This window comes from Pseudoalteromonas sp. APC 3893 (assembly GCF_030408095.1).
Lineage (GTDB): Bacteria > Pseudomonadota > Gammaproteobacteria > Enterobacterales > Alteromonadaceae > Pseudoalteromonas.
This window is the reverse complement of the sequence record NZ_JASDCD010000001.1, coordinates 486,727-507,758: the sequence shown is the minus strand read 5'-3', so window position 1 is coordinate 507,758 and position 21,032 is coordinate 486,727. Positions and strand designations below refer to the sequence as shown.

Here is a 21,032-nt window from a genome sequence, read left to right as displayed (position 1 = left end):
GCCAAGCGTTTTAAGGTTAAAATCAAACTGGCATCATCGTCTAACGGTAAGACATCGGTTACTAAAAGCACTTATTCAAAGCCGAAAATGCAGGTTCGAATCCTGACAATGCCACCATTATAGGCTCTCTATGTCTGAAACGAAATATTTGAAAGTGTTCTTGGATGATATTGGACATAGCGTTCACTGTATGAACACGATCGCAGTTTCTCTTTCGAAATTAACTCAAGAAACAGCCCCTCCAAAAGAATTGAATATTTCTTGGAAGCCGGGAAATGTTTATAGCTCAAGCATTAATGCTAGGCGCTTTGCAATAAAATCTTCGATTGTTTACTCGGTCGAAAGCCTGTTCGAATACTTATCAAAGATAAGTAAGGATTATTTTTGGTCAGGAACTAAAAAAAACTTTAATGAGTCACCAAAACAAAATACTTCGAAAGCGGATAGAGTTACAGATTTCTTAACAGGAATTCCATTTATTGAAAAAGAATGGATAATTTTGACTGAGCTACTCTGTCACTGGAGAAATAAAGTAGTTCATGCAAACTCATCAAATGCTTGCATCTCGAAGTCATCTAAGGAGTATTTGGAGGAAAGATCACAGCAAATATTCGATGATTTTCACCATTTCGATGTGAATATTGCTTTAGATAATTTCGGAAACAATAAATTTACACTAAAAGATGTTACAACCTTAATTACCATGCTCATAAAGTGTGCTAAAGCTGTCGACGAGTACTATATATCAACAGCTAAATCTCTAAGCCTTTATTCTATCCATGAGGCATTACTAGATAACCATTCCTTCCAATCCATTGTAAAGCAGCAGGAAGGTGCTAAACGATATCGCCAATCCATAAAGTGGATTGAATTGAATTATGGTTTTTTAGGTAGGGATACAATTGAAAGTGTTGTTAAAGCTACATACCAATCAACTTTGCGCCTTTGACGCTTGACGCAGCAAAACAGCGTCGGTTATCTAAGTGTTATTTCTTCTATATAAATTCGTTTAAATCTTATCATCAGCGCGGGGAAAATATTATGTCAAGCAAGAAGGAAACTCTCGGTAGGTTATATTTATGGCAAGTGGCTCTCGGAAGGATTAACGATCTTTTGGAACTAAGGCTACGAGTTGTTCGTTTCTGTAGCACAGGAAGACCGCAGAACATTACTGAGTTATACGACACAGAGCGAGAAAGGTTAAAAACAGGTCTGCGACTTGAGGGAGAAGCATTAGACAACTTTGAAAATAAACATGGCTCGTTGTTTCCAGATATTCATGATGTTCACCTGATTGATGAGCTAATTACCGAAGAAATAATCATTAAATTCTGCACTATCTTTAACGTAGGTTATGGGAAAACAGGTGTAATTTCTAGAAATTATAAAGCGTTCTGGCAACCCATCCTTGATGAGCTTATTGCAGATGCATTTTCTGGTGAAATTAAGGAACGTTTTGATGAGTTTGTAGAAAATGCCAAAGCATATAGGGATCAGCAGGGCGCTCATTTTGATCAAGTGAGCTTTAATATGACGCATGGCGATAAACTTCCTAATGAAGATGGGCTTGTTTATATAGTAGGCTGGAATAGTGCTTTGCTTAGCTTTAATTGGGATTTTGTAGCTGAAAATATTCCAAAATTTAATAAGTCCTTAAATGACTATGTTAAAAAACTTCAACAAGAATCTCAAATGTGTAAATTAGAAGGTGGCTCCACCACATAACAATCGCAGGCAAGGCGACGGCTTTTTCAATGTGGCTTCGTCTTCACTACAAAACCACGCTTATTACAGGAGTGAAGATCCGCTTTTGGCACATCTTTGACCACTAGACTCAATCACATAAGCTCCCTGATTATGCCCACTCATATTTTACGAATAGCGTTTAGTTTATTTACCTTGTTGATCACACCTAAATCAAACAGTTGTTGCGCTGTAGACTTGAGCAATTGGATTTCCTCTGGCGTTCTATGCTGTTTAATGATTAAGTTTGCATAGCTAATTTGCAGCCGGTTTATTGCACGGGTTTTCTTTCTACATTCAAAACACTTGATAGCATGTGCATCAATCCAAAATTTTAATTGTTCAAACCAGTATTGCTGCTCTTTGGCAAAAAATATAAAAGCTCTGTGACAATCGACACATTGCTCTGCTATATCAATGTAGAGTTGCCTTGGATATACACTGTAACTTTGTTTTTCGGTTGCTGCGGGGATTGCCGTTTCTGGAAAGTAGCGAACACTTTTATAGCGCCAATAGGCATTATCGATTTCTTGTTTTGTATAGCTGTTTCCAGAAATGATTGGCTCATTGCCATACCTTGGGTGGTTCACATAATTGCTCATATTAGCTATTTTCCAAGCACAAAAAGGATAGCTAAAGCCCCTACTGCTAGCGCAATAATGAAACTTTTATTTAGCTTACTTAACCAAGGAGAAACAATAGCATTTTCTTCTGAGTCGCTTACTCGTGGTTGAGGCTGTTCAACAGTTGGTCGTGCTGGCAATTCGCTGTCGGCAAGCTGTTTTATAGTCATGACAACTTGCTCGCCAGTAACGGCATCGCCATTGGTAATCGTTAAATTCTCAATAATGCCATTACAGTCTGCCATCACTTCTAACACAACTTTGTCTGTTTCAACATCAAATAACACATCACCAGCATAAACTAGCTGACCTTTTTTAACATAAAGATTAGTAATATTTGCTGTTGCTACCGAGCCAGGCAAAACCGGTATTTTAACTTCTCTGTTCATAATCCCTCCTTGGATGTACTAACCCTCAAAACTGACGGCTGACGGCTGACGGCTGACGGCTGACGGCTGACGGCTAAACTATTAACCAAACGCTACATTAGCAAACACGGCGGTCATTAATATTGGGCACACAAAGCGGATATACTGAGCAAACCAAAACTTAAAGCCACTGCTTGCTTGGTGCAGTTGGTTACCACGGCGCCACAACCAACCTACCGTAATAAAGTAAAATAGCCCCATTAATGGTAATTGATACTGGGTAAGTACCATGATCACTAAGCCAAATAACCAATCAAAATTAAAGATGATTAATGAAGAGGCTGCAAGCACGGTGAGACTCACAATAAAGGTCGCTGATTTACGTTCTACTTGATGGTTTTCAACTAAAAATGCTACGGGGATTTCGGTCGATGAAATGGTTGAGGTTAATGATGCTATAGACATCAAAACAAAAAACAGTAAGCCTACCACTAAGCCTATTTCACCCATGGTATTAAATAGCTCTGGTAAAATTGCAAAAATAAGTTGGCCTTCACCAATGAGTTTACCGTCACTAAAAACTTGTACACCGTTGTGTTGCGCCACATAAATAGCAGGAATAATCAACAAACCAGCTAAAAACGCTACGCCAGTATCAAGCAATGCCACCGATGCAGTTAAGCGCGGTAAGTTAGCATCTGGTTGTAAATACGAGCCGTAAATCATCATACAGCCGACACCGAGCGACAATGAAAAGAATGCCTGCCCCATGGCTGCTATTATTAAGTTTGGGTCAAATATATGGCTAAAATTAGGCACTAAGTAAGCTGCAAACCCTTCACTTGCGCCATCGAGGGTGGCAATGTAAGCAATTAAACCCACTAGTAAAACTAACAACATTGGCATCAAACGACGAGACCAAGTTTCAATACCCGATTTAACCCCTTTTAAAATAATGCTGGCAGTCAAGATGAGCATCAGCGGCGTAAATACAAAATTTCGCGCCATTGAATCTGTTTGTAAAAAATTACTTATATCTGTAAAACCGAAAAAGGTGGTTATGGGTTCCAATGCATAGGCCAGCATCCACCCTGCTACAATCGAGTAAAAACTTAGCATCACTATAGCGCCTGCTAAGCCTAAATAGCCCGCAACCGCACCCACTTTGGGTGCTTGATCTTGCCACGCATTTTTAAGTGCTTTAACCGGATTCGCTTGTGCTTGGTGCCCTAAATACAGCTCGGTGTATAAAGCAGGCACAGCCAAAAGAAATATAACAATAAAATAAACCAGTAAGAACGCACCACCGCCGTGATTCGCCGCTTGTGTAGGAAAGCCCCAAATATTACCTAAACCAACCGCAGCACCAGAAGCCGCTAAAACAAAACCAAGGCGGCTTTGAAAACCATCACGCAATTGTGCCATACATCTACTATCTGTTATTATTTTTCATTATTGTGAATTAAACCATATTTCACAGCGACTGAGTAATAAATTTGTCAATGCTGGCACAGACCATTAGTAAATGCACACTTTATACCCAGCTTTTATATTTTCACTGCTAGCCACCTGGACTTTATGCTTAACCAATACTTTGATCAGTACCTGACTGTAAACCCATTTAATACCTCTGAGATTAATGCACAAAGCGTTTTATTGTTAAACGCAGAGTCTATTAACTTTGCTGATTTCGCATTAGATAATTTACTCAGCCCATTTGAGCAAGCTGTTATTGAACGTAGAAAAAGCGGTAAAGCAAAACAAGAGTATCTCGCCACACGTTTACTGCTTAAGATTTTAGTTAAACACTGTTTTACTGAATTTGCCAATACACCCGCTCATCACATAAGCTCTGAATTTGACGAGCAAAGCAGCAAACTCTTATTGCATATAAAAAACACCAATACCGTTTTGAGTAGTTGTTTATCTCATTCAAACGGTTTTGTGGGTGCGGCGCTCAATATTGAGCGGGTCGAGTTTGGATTTGATATAGAGAAGGTAAGCTTAAAACGCCCGTTTGAAAAACTGGCTAAGCATTTTTATCATCAACAAGAGGTCGACTTAATTACCCAAACCGAGCAATGTGCTGCCCAGCGTTTTTTTAGGATTTGGACCTTAAAAGAAGCACTAGCCAAAGCGACTAGCCGACCTATTGCTCAGCTGCTCAGTCCACATGTTTTCACCGAGCTCGCAACGGCTAATTTAAATGCTAAAAGCACGGTATTTGAAGGCTTTGACATATCTATCGTCAATAAAAAAAGCACTGACTGGCAGTGCTTTTATATCACTGACTTACAGCAATTAAGCAGCGCTTTCGAGCTCAAGTAAACGGCTATGAATAGCTTGAACAACTAAATCTGATTCAGCTTGTTCAACTAAAAAGCATAAATTGTGTTTGCTCGCACCGTGACAAATTAAACGAATGTTAAAATCGCTAAGCACATTCATTAAGTTTACTTCTTGTTGACGCAGCTGAATTTCAGAGCCAATGAGCGCCACCAGCGTTAGGTTATTTTCAACCGATACATGGCAAAATTCAGCAAGTTTATCTAAACAATCTTGATCAAGCTCAGGGCGAGACGCATTCGGTGCATTATCTAGCGTAATTGCCACACTGATTTCAGAGGTTGTCACTAAATCAACTGAGATATTAAACTCACTCAATATAGTAAATACGCGCGCTAAGAAACCACTGGCTAAAAGCATTTCAGGACTTTTTAGGGTTAACAAAATTTGGTTTTTACGTTGCGTAACAGCACGAATACCTGGCACTTGAGATTTTTCACGTTCGATCCACGTACCACCACGCTCAGGCTCTCGGCTTGAACCTACAAACACACTAATGTGGCTTCTACTGGCTGGTAAAATTGTTGCTGGGTGCAATACCTTTGCGCCAAAGGTGGCCATTTCTGCTGCTTCATCAAAGCTTAAACGGGCAATAGGTGTGGCTTTTACGCACAAACGCGGATCGGTGCTAAAAATACCCACAACGTCTGTCCAAATGTGTACACTTTTTGCGTTGACAGCCTCTGCTAGTAATGCCGCGCTGTAATCTGAACCACCACGGCCAAGGGTAGTTGTTTGCCCATGGACATCACTACCAATAAAACCTTGGGTAACGACAACATGTTCTTTTAGTAATGGAATTAAATGCGCTTTTGCCGCCATTGCAGTCGCTTCTACATCTGGCGTTGCTTTTGAGAACTGGCTATCAGTTTTTAATACTTGGCGTACATCAAAACGCACCGCATCTAAACCATTTAGGCGTAATACTTGGGTAAATAAATACGACGATAAACGCTCACCAAAGCTTAATAATTCATCATGTTGTTGCTTAGATTTAAGTGTTTCGCTGGCAAGCGATTTAAACGCTTTAATTGTTTCATCAAAACCATGGGCTAAATCAGCATCAAGCGACAGTTCATTTAAAATGGCGTCTTGAATAGCAATCACACCATTAATGTGTTCGCTGCGCTCTGGTACAGTTAAGTCTTTTTGGCATAAAGCAACGAGGTGGTTTGTTACACCGGCGCTGGCACTCACAGCTACAACGCGCACTGTGTTATCAGCTACAATAATTTCGCTACAACGGCTCATTGCGTCAAAATTAGCTACGCTTGTACCACCAAATTTAGCGACAACGTAATCTGATTTTGCATTGCTTAATTGTTGCGTGTTATTTGTAACTACTTGGGTATTCATGTCGTCTCCTGTTGTGGCATTAACCACGATAATACAAGAAGAACTTGGCAAGGGGGTGCTTGATAAGAAAAGTCCACTGCCAGAAGCTCTCCACCTAAATTGGTGACAGTTTTGAGGATTCAGCCCCATAAACCGAAAAACCACTGTGACGTCAGTTGTTCTTCTCGGCGAGTATTTCCCTCCTTAATGATCAAAAGCAAACGTCGCTTCACATTAAGTACCTAAATATCGCACCTCTTCTGAATGTTAGATTAACTACTTTAAATTAGTGGCTAAAATAACAAAGCCCGCTATAAAGCGGGCTTTGAAAGTTATCGTTTAGACGTCTAGCTGTCAAGTTGTTTTATTAAATCTCGTACGATTAAATAAAACTCCCGGCAACATAAGAGCCAACATAACCTACCGTATAAGCAATTAATAAATAAACCGACATACGTAAATAGCTCATAAAGGTCAGCGCTTTTACTTTACTCATGGCAATAATACCCGCGGCCGAACCTATAATAAGCATAGACCCACCCACACCCGTGGCATAGGTAAACGACAGCCACTGCTGCGGGCTCATTATGATATCGGCTTTTAACAATGCAGCTGTTAGCGGCACGTTATCAACCGCAGCTGATAGAATACCCATGAGGTAATTTGCATATTGCGCAGGCATTAGCTCATATAAGTTAGTGAACTTACTAAGCATACCCACTTCTTTTAATGCACCAACGAGTAACAGCACACCAACAAAAAATAGCAAAGTGTCGTATTCTATTTCGCGAATGTAATCGATGATTTTTTTGTTTACGTCTTTTTTGCGCATTAAAAACTGTGCAGTTAAAAACATCAGTGACAAACCAAACAAAAAGGTCAACAACGGCGGTACATGGTAAAGTACACTAAGCATTAATGTAGCCATAATGGTTGATAAGAAAATAACCGCGATAGTGATATCGGTTTTTTCAATGCGACGCTCTTCTTGTTTGGTAAACTCAACAGCACCATTTAAGCCAAACGACAGCATAATTGCCAACAGTGCAACACTTGAAAGTGCTGGCACAATAAGCAATAGCAAGTTTGCTATGCTGACTTTACCATCGAGGAAAATCATCAAGGTAGTTACATCACCGGTTATGAGTGACACCCCACCAGAGTTCACACTAAAAACGATTAGCGTAGCGTATTTAATGAGCTTTTTCGGATCGAGTTTTAACGACATCACGACTGCAAGTGAGATAAGCGTAGCGGTAATGTTGTCTGATATCGACGAAAATAAGAAGGAAAAGCCACCAATTAAAAACATCAGCTTACGTTCGCTAATGGCACTTGGCATCACTCTGTGCACAATATTTTGGATAAAACCTTTGGAGTTCAAATAGGCAACAAAAGTCATTGCAGCCATTAAAAACAACCATAGTGTGGCAATCTCTAAAATATTGTGATCAAGTTGATGTTGTATATTTTCGGGGCTTTGCCCGTTAAGCGGCGAGATAAATAAGATAATCCAGCATAAAGTGCCAAAGAAAAGCGTAGTTTTGGCCTTGTTTACATGGATAATATCCTCTATAACGATGAGCACAAATGCCAGCGTTATCAGGGTTAGGATAATTGACGTTACCATGGTATTTGAACAACCTTTAGAAAAATGTAAAAATTGCATTCTTGATGTCACTTATGTGACACGGCGCGCAGTCTAGCACCAAAGGCTTTGTAAAACTATTGCCAATTACCTATTTTATTACTAATCGCTGATACAGCCTAAAAAGAGATTTACTGGAGCGTTATGATCCCAGCTAAAAAGTTACTAAATACCCTAACCGAGCACTGGGGAATGCTAGAACTATTATTTAAACGATTTAAAATGGCTGATTTTAGCTTAAAAGACGTACAAAATGCGATCAAACAAAAACAACCAACTTGGTCAAACGAGCGTATTTACAAAGAAACCAACCGACTTTTAAATCAAGATATTATTATTCCATTAGCAAAATCGTCTCAGCTTGAGATTAACCGTGCTATTGCTGATTTTGCAACCTTTTTATTGCAAGAAGAACATTTGGGGCTTGCGCAAGAAATCAGTGTTTTAGTTGAAGATTTAGCACGCTTAGGCAACCGCTTAGCCAATGCTGGTGAAATTGAAGACTACGATGAATTACGCCGCTTTAGTCGCATTATGGATGACCGGGTACGTAAAATAATGAAGCTGTTTGCTCATAACGAAAACGCGATTTTAAATATTGTGGAGCAAGCAAAAGCCAATAACGCGGTGCAATCGTTGCAAAAACGCTACAAAGCAGTCATTGAAGCCTTTGACGAATACATCGAACCCATGCTCGAAATGGTTGATATTCGTGGTGACTTTCATGCTTGCTTTAGCACTATTGAAGAACAGATAAGTACGCAAATAGTGCATATAGAGCGCTCCGGTAAAGCGTATCAAGATAAACGTATGCTTGAACAATTGCGTACGCGTATTTTGGAAATGCACCTTGTTGGACGCGAGAGCTTACGTAAAAGTGCCGATATGCTTATGCCTCTGCGCGAAGAGCTGCGTCGTAATAATATGATCACCCGCCAAGCAGCGAAAGTACTTGGTTTGATTCGTAAAAATGGCGTAGACAACATGCTAAGCAGTGTGCAACCGCATTTTGTATCAGATGCTCAGCGCTTTTCACTGGGTCAACAACGCCACATGGTGGCTTATATGGCTGGCTTAGTGGAATTTGAACACAGTGAATATGAATTGCCTGACCAACAAGATGTGCCAGCATATGTGACACCGAATATTCCAGATTATAACAATGTTAAAACCAGCTTTAAAAAGCGTTTTAATGCTAAACGTAAAAAGCCAGAGCCTCTATTAACTTTTCTTGGAGAAAGTTACCCAGAACTCGAAGCCGACGAAATGCTGTTTTTATATCAAAAACTCGTTAGCGATACTGATATTGAAATCAGTCAAAGCGATGAAAAAATGCGGGTTAAAATCGCCGGACAACACTTTTCACTCTTTCCATTTAATACAAAGCCTGTTGATCCCAAGCATAACCAAACAGGGAATGAGTAACCTCTATGACACAAATTAATTTACATGAATTAACCCACCTACAAGCCATCAATAAAAAACTGGTAACGGGTTATCACATTAGTGAACAAGACACCTTAATGTGGCAAGAGCTTGATCAACACATTGAGCAATACAGCGCGCTATTTAGTTCACTCGGCCATGACTTACAACACGATAGCCGCGGCTTTTATTATTTTGCCAGCGACGAAAGCACGCCAAACATGGGCAAAATCTCCCGTGCCATTGCACTCACTGTTTACATATTAATTGAACACTACGCTAATACGGGTAAAGACCCGATGCGTGCACTATTTGATGAAGTAAACGATTTAGAGTTGATGCAAACCTTAGTGCAAATGAACAAACACTTGTTTGATCAGCTCGAGATTTTTTCAGGCTCAGATTTACGTAAAGATGTGTACTTACGTATGATTCGCTTAGGCCTTGCCCGTGAAGTTGAAGGCGGTTTTATGCTACAAGCCCCAATTTACCGCTACATCGATGCATTAATGGAAGTAAATGAAGAAACCTATATTGGAGAGGACGAATAATGAAAAACCTATACGGCCTCAGTAAGCTGGCATTATTAAACACCGCCGGTTATGCCAAATGTGTGATCCCGCTTGATAAAAGTAGCTCTATTTGCGCGCCAAATAATACCGGTAAAAGTTCGGTTATTAATGCTCTGCAGTTTCCACTTATCAATGATTTACGCCTTACCGAATGGGACGGTCATGATCTAGATGAAACCCGTAAGTTTTATTTCTCATCAGATCAATCTTACATTTTACTAGAAGCAAACTTACCGCAAGGCCCTGTGGTCATCGGTGTTGCGGGTCTTGGGAAAATTGCCGGTTACGCCCATCAGTTTTTTTGTTATCAAGGCAAACTGGAGCTTGAGCAATACACTCAGGGCAAAACCATTATTAAGTTCACCAAGCTGTTTAATCACTTAAAAGAGCAAGGCTTTAACCCGATTGAACTCAAAGCCCAAGAGCTAAACGCTTTACTAACAGGCGGCGCAACGCCGTTTGATGGCGACATTAATTTAAAAATGATCCCGCTTAATAATGTGCAAGATTCGGCGATTTATAAAGAAATATTCCGCCGGATCTTAAACTTACACAAGCTTGGCGCTGCCGATGTTAAACGTTTTATGCTGCGGGTGTTTGAGCGTCATATGTCTAACTCAAAAGTCGACTTTTATGAAGTATGGCGCCGCTCATTTGATAAAGTAAATCGCGCTAAACGTGAATTAAAAGCCCTTGAGTCAATGCAAGAGCCAATCAGCGCCCTTGAGTCAATGCTTGAAAATCAAACCGTTCTCAAAGGAAAATTGGCCGCTTACGCCCCTAAAATTGACCAAGCGCTAATAGACTTTGATACGTACCAAGAGGCGCAACTTAGCGAGCTTACTGTTGCCCTTGAGGACATTGAGCACGAAAAACATGAGTTTGAACAAAAGCAGCAACTCTACGTTCAGCAATCAAGAGATATTGAGCGTAAACAAACCCAGATTGAACAATGGTTTTTAGACTTTAATGCACTAAAAGCAGAGTTTGAACTGGTTAATATGGCAACGCTAAAAGTGAGCCTTAGTCAGTTAAAACAAGATTATGAGTCACTGTCGCATTCAATAAATAGTGCCCAAGGGCAAAGTTTACATACGCTTGATTACCGTATCAGCGAAACTCAAAAGCAAATTAAAAGTTTAAAACTGCAACTTAAAAACCTTGAATTTAATTTGTTCACCCGAATGCGTGAGGATTTATCGCTCAAAGAAGTGGAAGAAATTTCACGTATATTAAATCCTGATATTCTCTCGTTTGCGACCACCAGCAGTGGCGATATTGATATTAGCGATGAAGATGCCTTTGGAGAGTTTTTAACGCAGTTATCTGATAACGTAAAAGGCGGCGTACTTACCCTACCCGGCGCGACCATTAAATTGAAAAAGCTCTCTGTTGTGCAAATGCAAACAGGTGAAAATAAAGAGCAACTTACAGCGCAGCTAAGCGCCCTTGAAAATTCATTAAAAGAATTTAAACAGCAGCGCGAAGTAGCTGCAAATGTGGCTGATAAACAAAAAGAAAAAGATGCCCTATACGATGAGCTAATGAGCTGCGAAAGTGCACTAAAACGCTTTGAGCAATATGAGGTGATGTTGCAGTCAATTGACGCTCAAGCCATGCTAAAAGAGCAGTTAGTCGCCGAGCGCGATCAGGTTGATGACTATTTGCAAGATATTCAAAAAAATAGCGGTTCAATTGCGGATAGACGCTCAATTATTAAATCTAAAAAGGAGCTGATATCACGCCAAGCTGATCGCCTGCGCCAAGTTAAATCTGAGCGAATCGACCATACCCTTGATTTATACAGTGGTAAAGTCACCCCTTATATGATTGATATTCAAATCGACTTTGATAATTTGAGCGATTTAGTGCATCACTTTAATAAAGACTGCCAAGAGCTACGTAATTTTGATATCAACGTACGTAATACCTATTTGCATATTTATAATGCAGGTATTACTAAATTTGATAATGAAAACGATGAGTTTACTAAATACCAAAAACTGATCAGTGCATTTCATAATATTGATAACGAACGTGATGCAGTTGAGCGCCAAGCTCGTGTTGCACTGACCGAAGTTGCGGCAACCATTAAAGGCCTGCGTGAAGACTTAGACCGCTTGCGCCGTGAAATGAATAGCTTTAATAAAGGTATAAGTCAGCACCGTATTTCAAACCTACAAGCGTTTAAAATTAACGTAATACCGCGCAAAATGTTGGTTGATAGTATTGATACCATTATCAGTACTTCCAATCAGTTTGAGCAAGGCGACACGCTTGATTTACTAAGCCAAGAACCTTACAGCGAAAGCGCAGTGAACGAGGCAAAAGATCACTTGATTCAACTGGCTTCTGATAAAGCAGGTTTAACCCTAACCGACTTATTTGATATTCGCTTTGAAGTGGTCAATCGCGCAGGTGAGACTGAACACTTTGATAAAATTGATTCAGCAGGCTCAAATGGTACTCGTATAACCATTAAACTGTTATGCGGCATGCTGTTTATCCGTTACCTACTAAGCGACCAAGAACAAAACCTATACCGTATACCTATTTATATCGATGAAGCGGCCGATATTGACCCACAAAACCAAAAGGCAATTATTGAAACCGCCTTAAGTTTTGGCTTCGTGCCAATTTTTGCTTCAGTTAAACCACAAGTAAGCTGTGACTACATAGTGCCTATTCGCTCAGTAAAAGATGGTGCGCAAAACTGGGTAGACGAAAAAGATTGGATAGAAGTGGAGCATGAATAAGACCAGAGCGACGTTTCTATAAATTAATATATCATTCAGTCAAGGACGACTAAACTGATTAGTACGTATTGTTTACACAAATTACAGGCAAAAAATAACATTTCCTTGAATTCATTCTATGTTATGTTATCCAACGAATAGTCATTAAATTTGCCAAGGAGCAAACTCCATGAAAAATATATTAATTGCAGCTGCTGTATTACTACTTGCAGCCTGTGCAAAAACCCCTGATATTGATTACGACAAATCTGTGGACTTTGGTAACTACAAAACGTTTGCTTGGTTTCCACAAGCGACTTTGGCTAACGCGGATAATTATCAAATCAGCCCATTGATGGAAAAACGTGTGCGTGAAGCGGTAAATACACAATTACAAGCACACGGTATGACACCTGCCGACGAAGCCTCAGCAGATGTATTAATTAACTATCATGCCTCTGTTGATACTAAAGTTGATGTTGATACATTTAAGGTAGGCTATGGCGCACGTTGGAATTACTGGGGTATGGGTTATAACACACAAACAACAACCCATGAATATGATGTAGGTACTTTAGTTATTGATGTTGTTGATCGTGCCTCTAATCAGCTTGTTTGGCGCGGTGCTCGTGAAGGTCGCTTACAGAAAAAACAAACGCCTGAACAGCGTAACAAAGCTGTTCAACAAGCTGTTGCGACTATTCTAAGTGGTTTTCCACCAGAAAAGCTTGCACAATAAACTGCTATAATTAATTTTTAAAAAGCTCACTTTTTAGTGAGCTTTTTTGTATCTGAACAAATTTAATCCATTTTATACTTATACAAAAGATCATGCGGTATATGGCAGTAATCATCGGGGAAGTTAGTTAAGCGGTCTTGATGCTCGGGATCGCTTGCAACGTAGTTTATTAATGGTTGCACTTCTACTACGACTTTAACGGCATCATCACGTTGGTTGATATAATCTCGGGCTATAGTTAGGTGTGTTTGCTGTTTACTATAAATAGCTGTGCGGTACTTCGGACCAATATCATCGCCTTGCTTGTTTATACTGTAAGGGTCGATAATTTCAAAAAAGTATTCTATTAAACTGTTGAGCTCAACTTTAGCGGCATCAAAAACCACTCTCACACATTCAGCATAGCCGTCATATTCATCAGTTGTATTATTACTAGTGCCATTCGCACGACCAGCTTCTGTACCCACGACACCAGGTAAATGCTTAATAAACTCTTGTACGCCCCATAAGCAGCCGCCAGCAAAATAAACGGTTTCTAAATTGGTGTTATGTAATGTGTTCATATATTAAACCTATGTGATAGACATGAATGATTATCAAATGCAATTTTCTCTCATTAAGATACAATAGCGCTCTATTTAAAATGCGTACTAACAACGTAATAAATATGATAACAACAAATAATCACACCACTATAATTAAAAGCGCAAAGAGATTTTAACGTGATCAAAACTGTACACCTAGCAATACCAGCCATCTTATGTAATTTTTCAGCACTCACTCTGGCCTCAGATAATACCGATGATATTGAACAAATAACAGTGCACTCCTCTGCCACTGCAAATCAACTCCCAGTGGGTACATTTGATGCACCAGTGTCAAACTTAGAATATGACCCACGTGTTGATTTACAATCACGTAATATGGCAGAAGCACAAGCCGATGTCACAATACGTGGCGGTATTTTTGAAAATACTGGTTTTAGTGTTGGTAGCGTCACTTTATTCGATCCACAATCGGGGCACTACTTTGCTGAAATCCCTATTGCCCCACAAATGCTCAGTGGTGCTAAAATTTTTACTGGGGTTGATAATGCGTTTAATGGCATGAATAGCTCAGTAGGAACGGTTGCTTTTGGGTGGACACCAATCAACACCGGCGGCAGTGCCTCTTTAGGCGTTGGTAATAACGACTTTAATCTACAAAGTGTCAATGCTGGCATTAGTACTCCTCTTGAAGGGATGAACGATTGGCAGTTAGGCTTTCAAGGTGAATATTCGCACTCACAAAGTGACGGAACAATAGAGTATGGCGATCATGACTTTAGTCGCGCCTCAGGACGAGTACAATTAACTGGCCCGCAATCACAAACTGATATTTTTTATGGCTCACAGCAAAAGTTTTTTGGCTGGCCAAATATGTACACCCCTTTTGGTGTAAATGAAACCGAAGACTTAGACACTGAACTGTTTTTGGTTAATCATCAGCAAAACTATGCCGCTGATAGTTCATTTGAAATATCTGCTTATTATCGTAAGAATAACGATCATTATATATATACTCGTGAAAACCCTAGCGCCTTTGAAGCTTTTCATGAAACCGAAGTTAAATCGATTGGTTTTTCAGGACGTCATGCTCAAAATAAATCCTTTGCTTTAAACTACTCGGCTCAATTTATTGAAGACTCAATAGAATCAACCACCCTTGAAAATAACTTTACCTCGCGTAATTATTATAAACTCAGTGTGTTACCTGAATATCAAACAGCTATTGCGAACAATCAGTTACTGACCGTTCGTTTAGGTGCTACCTATGATGATACCAATAGAGATGACTCTGAGCTTTCGTTAATGGGTGATATAAACTGGAACACAGTAAATACTGATGGAACAGAACGCACTGTTTATTTATCGTTTGCGCAAGCAAGCCAAGTGGCAGGTTACACGGCGATTGGCGGCAGTGAGTCAGGTGGGTTATTTAGAAGTAACTATAATTTAGAACGCGAAACCACACAAAATCTAGAGCTCGGTTTGTTACTTGAACAGCAAACTTGGCAATTAAATTCTGCCTTGTTCTATCGACAAGATGACAACTTAACAGACTGGACTTACAGCTTTGACTCTGTGTATGCCCGTGCTGCAAACCCAGTAGATATTGATACGTCTGGCATCGAAATTTTAGCAACTAAACAATTCGATACTGTTGAATTAATAACAAGTTATACTTACCTGCATAAATCAGAAACATATGGCGCAGAAGAAATTGATGCCAGTTTTTATGCACTTAACTTTCCTGATCATCGTATAACACTCGGTGCAGTGTGGACGCCTACTGACATGTTAGAGTTTCGTGTTGATAATGAATGGCGTAAGCAGCATGAAAATGCATTACGCAGTGGCGATGACTCAGCGCTTTTTACCCACTTAACCTTAAAAGTCACACCGACAGGGTTTGATAACTTATTTATAACACTTGCTGCTGATAATTTATGGGGTGAATCGTTTGAAGAAATCCCTGGTACACCAGGTCGCGGTGAACAATATACTTTAAGTGCGACTTATAGTTGGTAAGATAAAAAATATATGTCAAAAACCGCGTTAAAAACGCGGTTTTTTTATAACCAAATAGCAGTAAAAACCTAGGTCATTTGCTCTAATTCAGTTATTAATTGTAACGCTTGGGCATTAGTCGTACCGCACACGTCAATAGCCGCACTAAAATCACTACATACTTTTGGGCGACTTTCATCACCAAACAATTTACATAAGTTATTGTTATCTAACTGAATGCAACGCTCACCGGCTTTTTTACCCTGAGGCATGCCAGGGATTGGAGAGCTAATACTCGGTGCTATACAACACGCTCCGCAGCCTAGCCTACACGCCATTGGTTGTGTATTCATTTTCACCCCTTAATTACCTATTACTGACACTTTGTTACTTATGTAATGCTTTGTTACATCTTCATACGACTTGTAAATACTTTATTCATTATGCTTACCCTGTCACCCAATTATGAGGAAAGCCCTGTGGCTACTAAAAAACAAATAATTCTACCTATTGCCGTACTGGTTGGCGGCATCGCCTTGGCAGCTGGTTTCTCATCAATGAAGCAGCCACCAGAAGAAAAACCAGAACAAGATACTCGCCCTTTAGTCTCAGCTGATGTAGTTCACCTTGATGCCATCAACCTTGATGTAAAATCGTATGGTGTAGTTAAAGCAAAAGACCATACACAGTTAGTTGCTCAGGTTGCAGGACAAGTCGTGTATGTCTCTGAGCAATTTGTTCAAGGTGGATTTGTTAAGCAAGGCGACATTCTAGCACGAATTGACCCAAATGATTATGAAGCTGCACTCATTGAAGCGCAAGCAGGCTTAGCGCAGGCAAGTTCAGCGCTTGAAATTGAACGAGCGCAAGCTCATGTTGCACAAGCTGAGTGGGATCGTATTAAAGATGACTCAAACGAAGTGATCCCTTCTAATCTCTATTTACGCAAACCGCAGCTGGCTGAAAAGCTGGCTCGTTATCGCGCAGCACAAGCAAGTGAAAAACGCGCCAGCCGTAATTTAGAACGCACCTATATTAAAGCCCCGTATGATGCCATTATTTCAGCGCGGGATATTAGCCTTGGCAGTGTAGTCAGCCTTGGTAGTAAATTTGGTGAACTAAGCTCAACATCTATTGCTGAAATCCGTTTACCTGTTGCCGACAAAGAGCTGCAGTACTTAACAAATGGCGGGATCGGTGCAACAGTAACGGTTAATGCCGAATTTGCAGGTAAGCCTACCACTTGGCAGGCTAGCGTTGTGCGCAGTGAAGGGGTGATTGATCAAACAAGCCGCATGAGCTATTTAGTCGCGCAAGTTAAAACACCGTATGCCAGCAAACAACCGCTTCGCTTTGGCTCGTATATAAATGCCACCATCTCAGGGCGCTCATTAGATAATGCTATTGTTGTACCACATCATTTAGTAAAAAATAATAAAATTGCAATACTCAACGATGACCTAACGCTTTCATTCAAAACGCTCAATATTGTGCGTGAACAAAACGGTATGATAATAGCCGATGCTGGTCTAAATGAAGGTCAGCAATTAATTACCTCAGCACTGGAATTTCCAACTGAAGGCATGCAACTGAAACTTAACGATAGTCCTGCTCCTTCAGGCGTAACGCAGCTTGCGTTGAAAGAGGAGTAAGCCATATGACCATTCATAGTGAAAAAGGGCTGATAGCCTGGTTTGCCCGCAACCCTGTTGCAGCCAATTTAATGATGATTTTTATCTTAGTTGGCGGCATCTTAACTGCGTTTTCAATTCGCAAACAGATGTTTCCACAATTTGAAAACAACTGGATCAGTGTACAAGCTGTCTACCCGGGGGCAGCGCCACAAGAAGTTGAAGAAGGTATCACAATCAAGGTCGAAGAAGCGATTGAAGGGCTCGAAGGCTTAAAGCGTAAAATTACCTATTCTAATCGTGGCTATTCTCAAGCATGGATTGAAATAGACGAAAAATACGATACTAAAGAAGTACTCGACGAAATTAAAATGCAGGTTGATTCAATCAATACTTTTCCTGCAGACATGGAACGCCCTATTGTTCGCCATGACAAATTTGAACAAGAAGTCATGATACTCGCGCTGTATGGTGATATGAGTAACTACCAGCTAAAAGAGCTTGGCAATAACATTAAAGACGAGCTACAAGCGTTACCGCAAATAAACCTTGTTGAATTTAATGGTGGTTTAAATTACGAAATTGGTATTGAAGTCAGCCCAGATAAACTACGAGAATACGGACTAACTTTTAGAGATATCTCAAATGCTGTGCGTGCCTTTTCGGCGAATATGTCAGCAGGACAAATCCGTTCTGACAATGGCTATATTTCTATGCGTGTAGAAAAACAAGCCTATCGCGGCAACGAGTTTGAAAAACTCCCATTAATACTTCTCCCTGATGGCGCCCAGATCTTTTTAGGAGATGTTGCAACAATTAATGATGCCTTTGAAGAAGGCTTACAATATTCAAAATATAACGGTAAAAATTCCCTCTCCTTTGAAGTTAATGCATCAAAAGATCAAGACATCACAAAAGTAGCTAAAGTATTAAAGCAGTACCTAGCCGATAAAAAAGATCAGCTGCCTGCTGGTGTAAAACTCTCACCTATTGTTGATTTAACCTACTACCTTGAAGGTCGCTTAGATATGATGATCGACAACATGGTGTGGGGTGGCATTTTAGTGATGGTTGTATTGGCACTATTTTTACCACTTAGATTAGCATTTTGGGTAATGATGGGCTTACCTGTATCCTTCCTAGGTGCTTTTTTAATGATGCCAATGGGCTTTTTAGATGTCACGATCAATTTGGCATCACTGTTTGCATTTATTTTAGTACTAGGAATAGTGGTAGATGATGCCATTGTTGTTGGTGAGTCAGCTAGCGCTGAAATTGAAAAACACGGCCACTCACTCGATAACGTTGTACGCGGCGTAAAGCGTGTCGCTATGCCGGCCACTTTTGGTGTATTAACAACGATTGCCGCGTTTTTACCACAAACCTTAACAACAGGTCCTGGCGCTGCATTTTCTAAAGCCATCGGTGGTGTAATTATTTTATGCTTAATTTTCTCTTTGATTGAATCAAAGTTAATCCTCCCAGCTCACTTAGCAGCAATGAAAGATCGTAAACCTAATCCTAAAAATCCATTACATCGCTTACGTAAGGTGATGGATGGTGGCTTAAAACGGTTTGTCGATAACTATTACACGCCGTTTATTGCACGTTGTATTCACTATCGTTATACCGTCATCATTGGTTTTGTGTGTGTGCTTATTGTTAGTGGCGGTATGTTTGCCGGTGGCTTAGTTAAATTTGTAGCCAACCCGAAAATCCCTCATGATTTCCCACGAATTTCAGTAGAAATGAACTTAGCCTCTTCTGAGCAAGCAACATTAGAAACTGCTAAAAAAATAGAAGACGTCATCTTAAAAGTTGATCAGCAACTGAAAGAGCAATATGGTACAGCGATGGTACGTGATTTATCAGTAAGCCTTCGCGGTCGTACTAATGCCAGTTTGATGGCTGTGCTTATTGAGCCTGATTTACGCCCTATTGATACCTTTGCACTAAGCGCACTTTGGCGCGAGCAGATGCCACCTCTTCCCGGTGTTAAAACACTCACAATAGAAGACAGCATTATGAATGGCGGCCGTGACGACGGTGATATTAGCTTCCGCCTTGAAGGTAAAGATGCAAAGCAACTTAAAGCAGTAGCAGCTCAGCTAAAACAGAAGTTAAACAGCATGGAAGGTGTTGGTGATGTGAATGACTCAATGCAAAGTGCTACTGACGAAGTTCAGCTTGACTTAAAACCACTGGCTTACAGCATGGGCTTAACCCTTGCTGATGTAGCATCACAAGTAAGCTTTAGTTACTACGGCTTGGAAGCACAACGCATATTGCGTGATGGCGAAGAAGTCAAAGTGATGATCCGCTACCCACAAGAAGCACGTAATTCAATTAGCGATATACAAAGCGTACGTATCATTACACCGAGTGATGTTGAGGTTCCGCTTACAGAAGTCGCAACTGTTAGCCTAGTAGATGGTGTTAACCGGATACGCCGGGAGAATTCAAAACGTACGGTCAACGTATGGGCTGCGGTTAATACGGATAAAGTAGAACCGTTCGCGATTGCACAAGAAATTCGTGATGAGTACTTACCTGCCTTACTGAAAAACTACCCTGGCGTACAAAGTAGTGTTGCAGGGCGTATTCAGGAGGAAATGGACAGTGTTGCAGAGCAAATGCGTGATTTTGCTCTGTCTATGATGATTATATTTGCATTATTAGCAATACCGCTGCGCTCATATTCACAACCTTTTATTATTATGTCTGTGATCCCATTTGGTGTCATTGGTGCCATGTTCGGTCACATGATTTTAGGTATGACCATGAGTGGCCTATCAATTTTTGGCATTATCGCTGTTGCAGGTGTTGTGGTGAATGATTCACTTGTTATGGTTGATTTTGTTAATAAAGCACGCGCAGAAGGCGTCGCAATAAAAGACGCCGTTATGCAAGCGGGTGCACGCCGTTTTAGAGCAATCTTACTCACCTCTATTACTACCTTTATTGGCGTACTGCCTATTATTATGGAAACTAGCTTACAAGCCAAAATTGTTATCCCAATGGCGGTATCACTGGCCTTTGGTGTGCTATTTGCCACTGTTATCACGTTAATTTTAATTCCATGTCAATATGTTGCACTAGAAGATATGAAGCGAGTGATACGTAAATTACGTGGTAAAGAAGCACTGATAGATGGTGCGCCAATTAATAACCAGGAAGATACGAAAGTCAGTCATTCAGCGTTATAAAATTTGTTATCCCAACCATCAAGCCCGGGCTGTTTACAACTCGGGTTTTTTATTGCAAAAAATAAAAAACAAACAAACTGAACACATAAGTGCAACACGAAATGAGTTTACT

At 40.3% G+C, this 21,032-nt stretch carries 17 protein-coding genes, 1 tRNA gene and 1 riboswitch; of the genes, 11 read left to right on the top strand and 7 right to left on the bottom strand.

Going from position 1 to position 21,032, the window contains the following annotated elements; translation table 11 throughout:
* The first annotated feature begins 29 nt into the window (after window positions 1–29).
* The 3 genes from QMA12_RS02325 to QMA12_RS02315 all read left to right on the top strand — a co-directional run bounded on the left by QMA12_RS02325 (window position 30) and on the right by QMA12_RS02315 (window position 1,725).
* Window positions 30–117 (top strand) — tRNA-OTHER (locus QMA12_RS02325).
* A 13-nt stretch (window positions 118–130) separates the two neighbouring features.
* Window positions 131–949 (top strand): hypothetical protein, encoded by an 819-nt coding sequence (locus QMA12_RS02320; protein WP_290208642.1) that lies wholly within the window; start codon window positions 131–133, stop codon window positions 947–949.
* A 92-nt stretch (window positions 950–1,041) separates the two neighbouring features.
* Window positions 1,042–1,725 carry a hypothetical protein gene (locus tag QMA12_RS02315; protein WP_290208644.1) on the top strand — a complete coding sequence of 228 codons (684 nt, stop codon included), beginning with the start codon at window positions 1,042–1,044 and terminating at the stop codon, window positions 1,723–1,725.
* Window positions 1,726–1,865: 140 nt separating this feature from the next.
* Here QMA12_RS02315 and QMA12_RS02310 read toward each other — a convergent pair whose 3' ends face one another.
* The 3 genes from QMA12_RS02310 to QMA12_RS02300 all read right to left on the bottom strand — a co-directional run bounded on the left by QMA12_RS02310 (window position 1,866) and on the right by QMA12_RS02300 (window position 4,159).
* Window positions 1,866–2,345 carry a zinc-ribbon domain containing protein gene (locus tag QMA12_RS02310; protein ID WP_290208646.1) on the bottom strand — a complete coding sequence of 160 codons (480 nt, stop codon included), beginning with the start codon at window positions 2,343–2,345 and terminating at the stop codon, window positions 1,866–1,868.
* Between the two features lie 5 nt (window positions 2,346–2,350).
* A complete protein-coding gene (locus QMA12_RS02305; protein WP_290208649.1) occupies window positions 2,351–2,755 on the bottom strand; it encodes a biotin/lipoyl-containing protein in 405 nt (134 codons plus the stop codon).
* Window positions 2,756–2,836: 81 nt separating this feature from the next.
* Entirely contained in the window at window positions 2,837–4,159 is a 1,323-nt protein-coding gene (locus QMA12_RS02300) for a sodium-dependent transporter (protein ID WP_290208650.1), read from the bottom strand.
* Window positions 4,160–4,312: 153 nt separating this feature from the next.
* Here QMA12_RS02300 and QMA12_RS02295 point away from each other — a divergent pair, with 153 nt between their 5' ends.
* Window positions 4,313–5,062, top strand: coding sequence for a 4'-phosphopantetheinyl transferase superfamily protein (locus tag QMA12_RS02295; RefSeq protein WP_290208652.1), 750 nt, complete (start codon window positions 4,313–4,315; stop codon window positions 5,060–5,062).
* Here QMA12_RS02295 and lysC read toward each other — a convergent pair.
* Together lysC and nhaD are read right to left on the bottom strand one after the other, a co-directional pair.
* Window positions 5,036–6,436, bottom strand: a complete 1,401-nt coding sequence (gene lysC / locus QMA12_RS02290) for a lysine-sensitive aspartokinase 3 (RefSeq protein ID WP_290208654.1) — start codon at window positions 6,434–6,436, stop codon at window positions 5,036–5,038. The two genes, QMA12_RS02295 and lysC, sit on opposite strands and share 27 nt — an antisense overlap.
* 75 nt (window positions 6,437–6,511) lie before the next feature.
* Window positions 6,512–6,683: riboswitch (Lysine riboswitch) on the bottom strand.
* A 114-nt stretch (window positions 6,684–6,797) separates the two neighbouring features.
* Entirely contained in the window at window positions 6,798–8,045 is a 1,248-nt protein-coding gene (nhaD, locus tag QMA12_RS02285) for a sodium:proton antiporter NhaD (protein WP_290208838.1), read from the bottom strand.
* A 162-nt stretch (window positions 8,046–8,207) separates the two neighbouring features.
* On the opposite strand from nhaD, the gene QMA12_RS02280 reads away from it, so the two are divergent.
* From QMA12_RS02280 to QMA12_RS02265, 4 genes are all read left to right on the top strand, one after another.
* Window positions 8,208–9,488, top strand: a complete 1,281-nt coding sequence (locus QMA12_RS02280) for a hypothetical protein (protein ID WP_290208656.1) — start codon at window positions 8,208–8,210, stop codon at window positions 9,486–9,488.
* 5 nt (window positions 9,489–9,493) lie between these two features.
* Complete coding sequence (locus tag QMA12_RS02275; RefSeq protein WP_290208658.1) at window positions 9,494–10,039, top strand: hypothetical protein; 546 nt, start codon at window positions 9,494–9,496, stop codon at window positions 10,037–10,039.
* Entirely contained in the window at window positions 10,039–12,816 is a 2,778-nt protein-coding gene (locus QMA12_RS02270) for an ATPase (RefSeq protein WP_290208660.1), read from the top strand. The genes QMA12_RS02275 and QMA12_RS02270 overlap by 1 nt, the downstream gene beginning before the upstream one ends.
* A gap of 169 nt (window positions 12,817–12,985) precedes the next feature.
* The gene (locus QMA12_RS02265; protein WP_290208661.1) at window positions 12,986–13,534 is read left to right on the top strand and encodes a DUF4136 domain-containing protein; all 549 of its coding nucleotides are present in this window, start codon (window positions 12,986–12,988) and stop codon (window positions 13,532–13,534) included.
* A 62-nt stretch (window positions 13,535–13,596) separates the two neighbouring features.
* On the opposite strand, the gene QMA12_RS02260 is transcribed toward QMA12_RS02265, so the two are convergent.
* Window positions 13,597–14,097: a peptide-methionine (S)-S-oxide reductase gene (locus tag QMA12_RS02260; protein WP_087531643.1), complete on the bottom strand. Its 501-nt coding sequence runs from the start codon at window positions 14,095–14,097 to the stop codon at window positions 13,597–13,599.
* Window positions 14,098–14,256: 159 nt separating this feature from the next.
* Here QMA12_RS02260 and QMA12_RS02255 point away from each other — a divergent pair, with 159 nt between their 5' ends.
* A complete protein-coding gene (locus tag QMA12_RS02255; protein ID WP_290208665.1) occupies window positions 14,257–16,104 on the top strand; it encodes a TonB-dependent receptor in 1,848 nt (615 codons plus the stop codon).
* A 68-nt stretch (window positions 16,105–16,172) separates the two neighbouring features.
* Here the strand turns inward: QMA12_RS02255 and QMA12_RS02250 are convergent, their stop codons facing one another.
* The gene (locus QMA12_RS02250) at window positions 16,173–16,436 is read right to left on the bottom strand and encodes a YkgJ family cysteine cluster protein (protein ID WP_087531645.1); all 264 of its coding nucleotides are present in this window, start codon (window positions 16,434–16,436) and stop codon (window positions 16,173–16,175) included.
* Window positions 16,437–16,562: 126 nt separating this feature from the next.
* On the opposite strand from QMA12_RS02250, the gene QMA12_RS02245 reads away from it, so the two are divergent.
* Both QMA12_RS02245 and QMA12_RS02240 read left to right on the top strand, forming a co-directional pair.
* Window positions 16,563–17,735, top strand: a complete 1,173-nt coding sequence (locus QMA12_RS02245; RefSeq protein WP_087531646.1) for an efflux RND transporter periplasmic adaptor subunit — start codon at window positions 16,563–16,565, stop codon at window positions 17,733–17,735.
* A 5-nt stretch (window positions 17,736–17,740) separates the two neighbouring features.
* Window positions 17,741–20,920 (top strand): efflux RND transporter permease subunit, encoded by a 3,180-nt coding sequence (locus QMA12_RS02240; RefSeq protein ID WP_290208671.1) that lies wholly within the window; start codon window positions 17,741–17,743, stop codon window positions 20,918–20,920.
* Window positions 20,921–21,032: the final 112 nt, after the last annotated feature.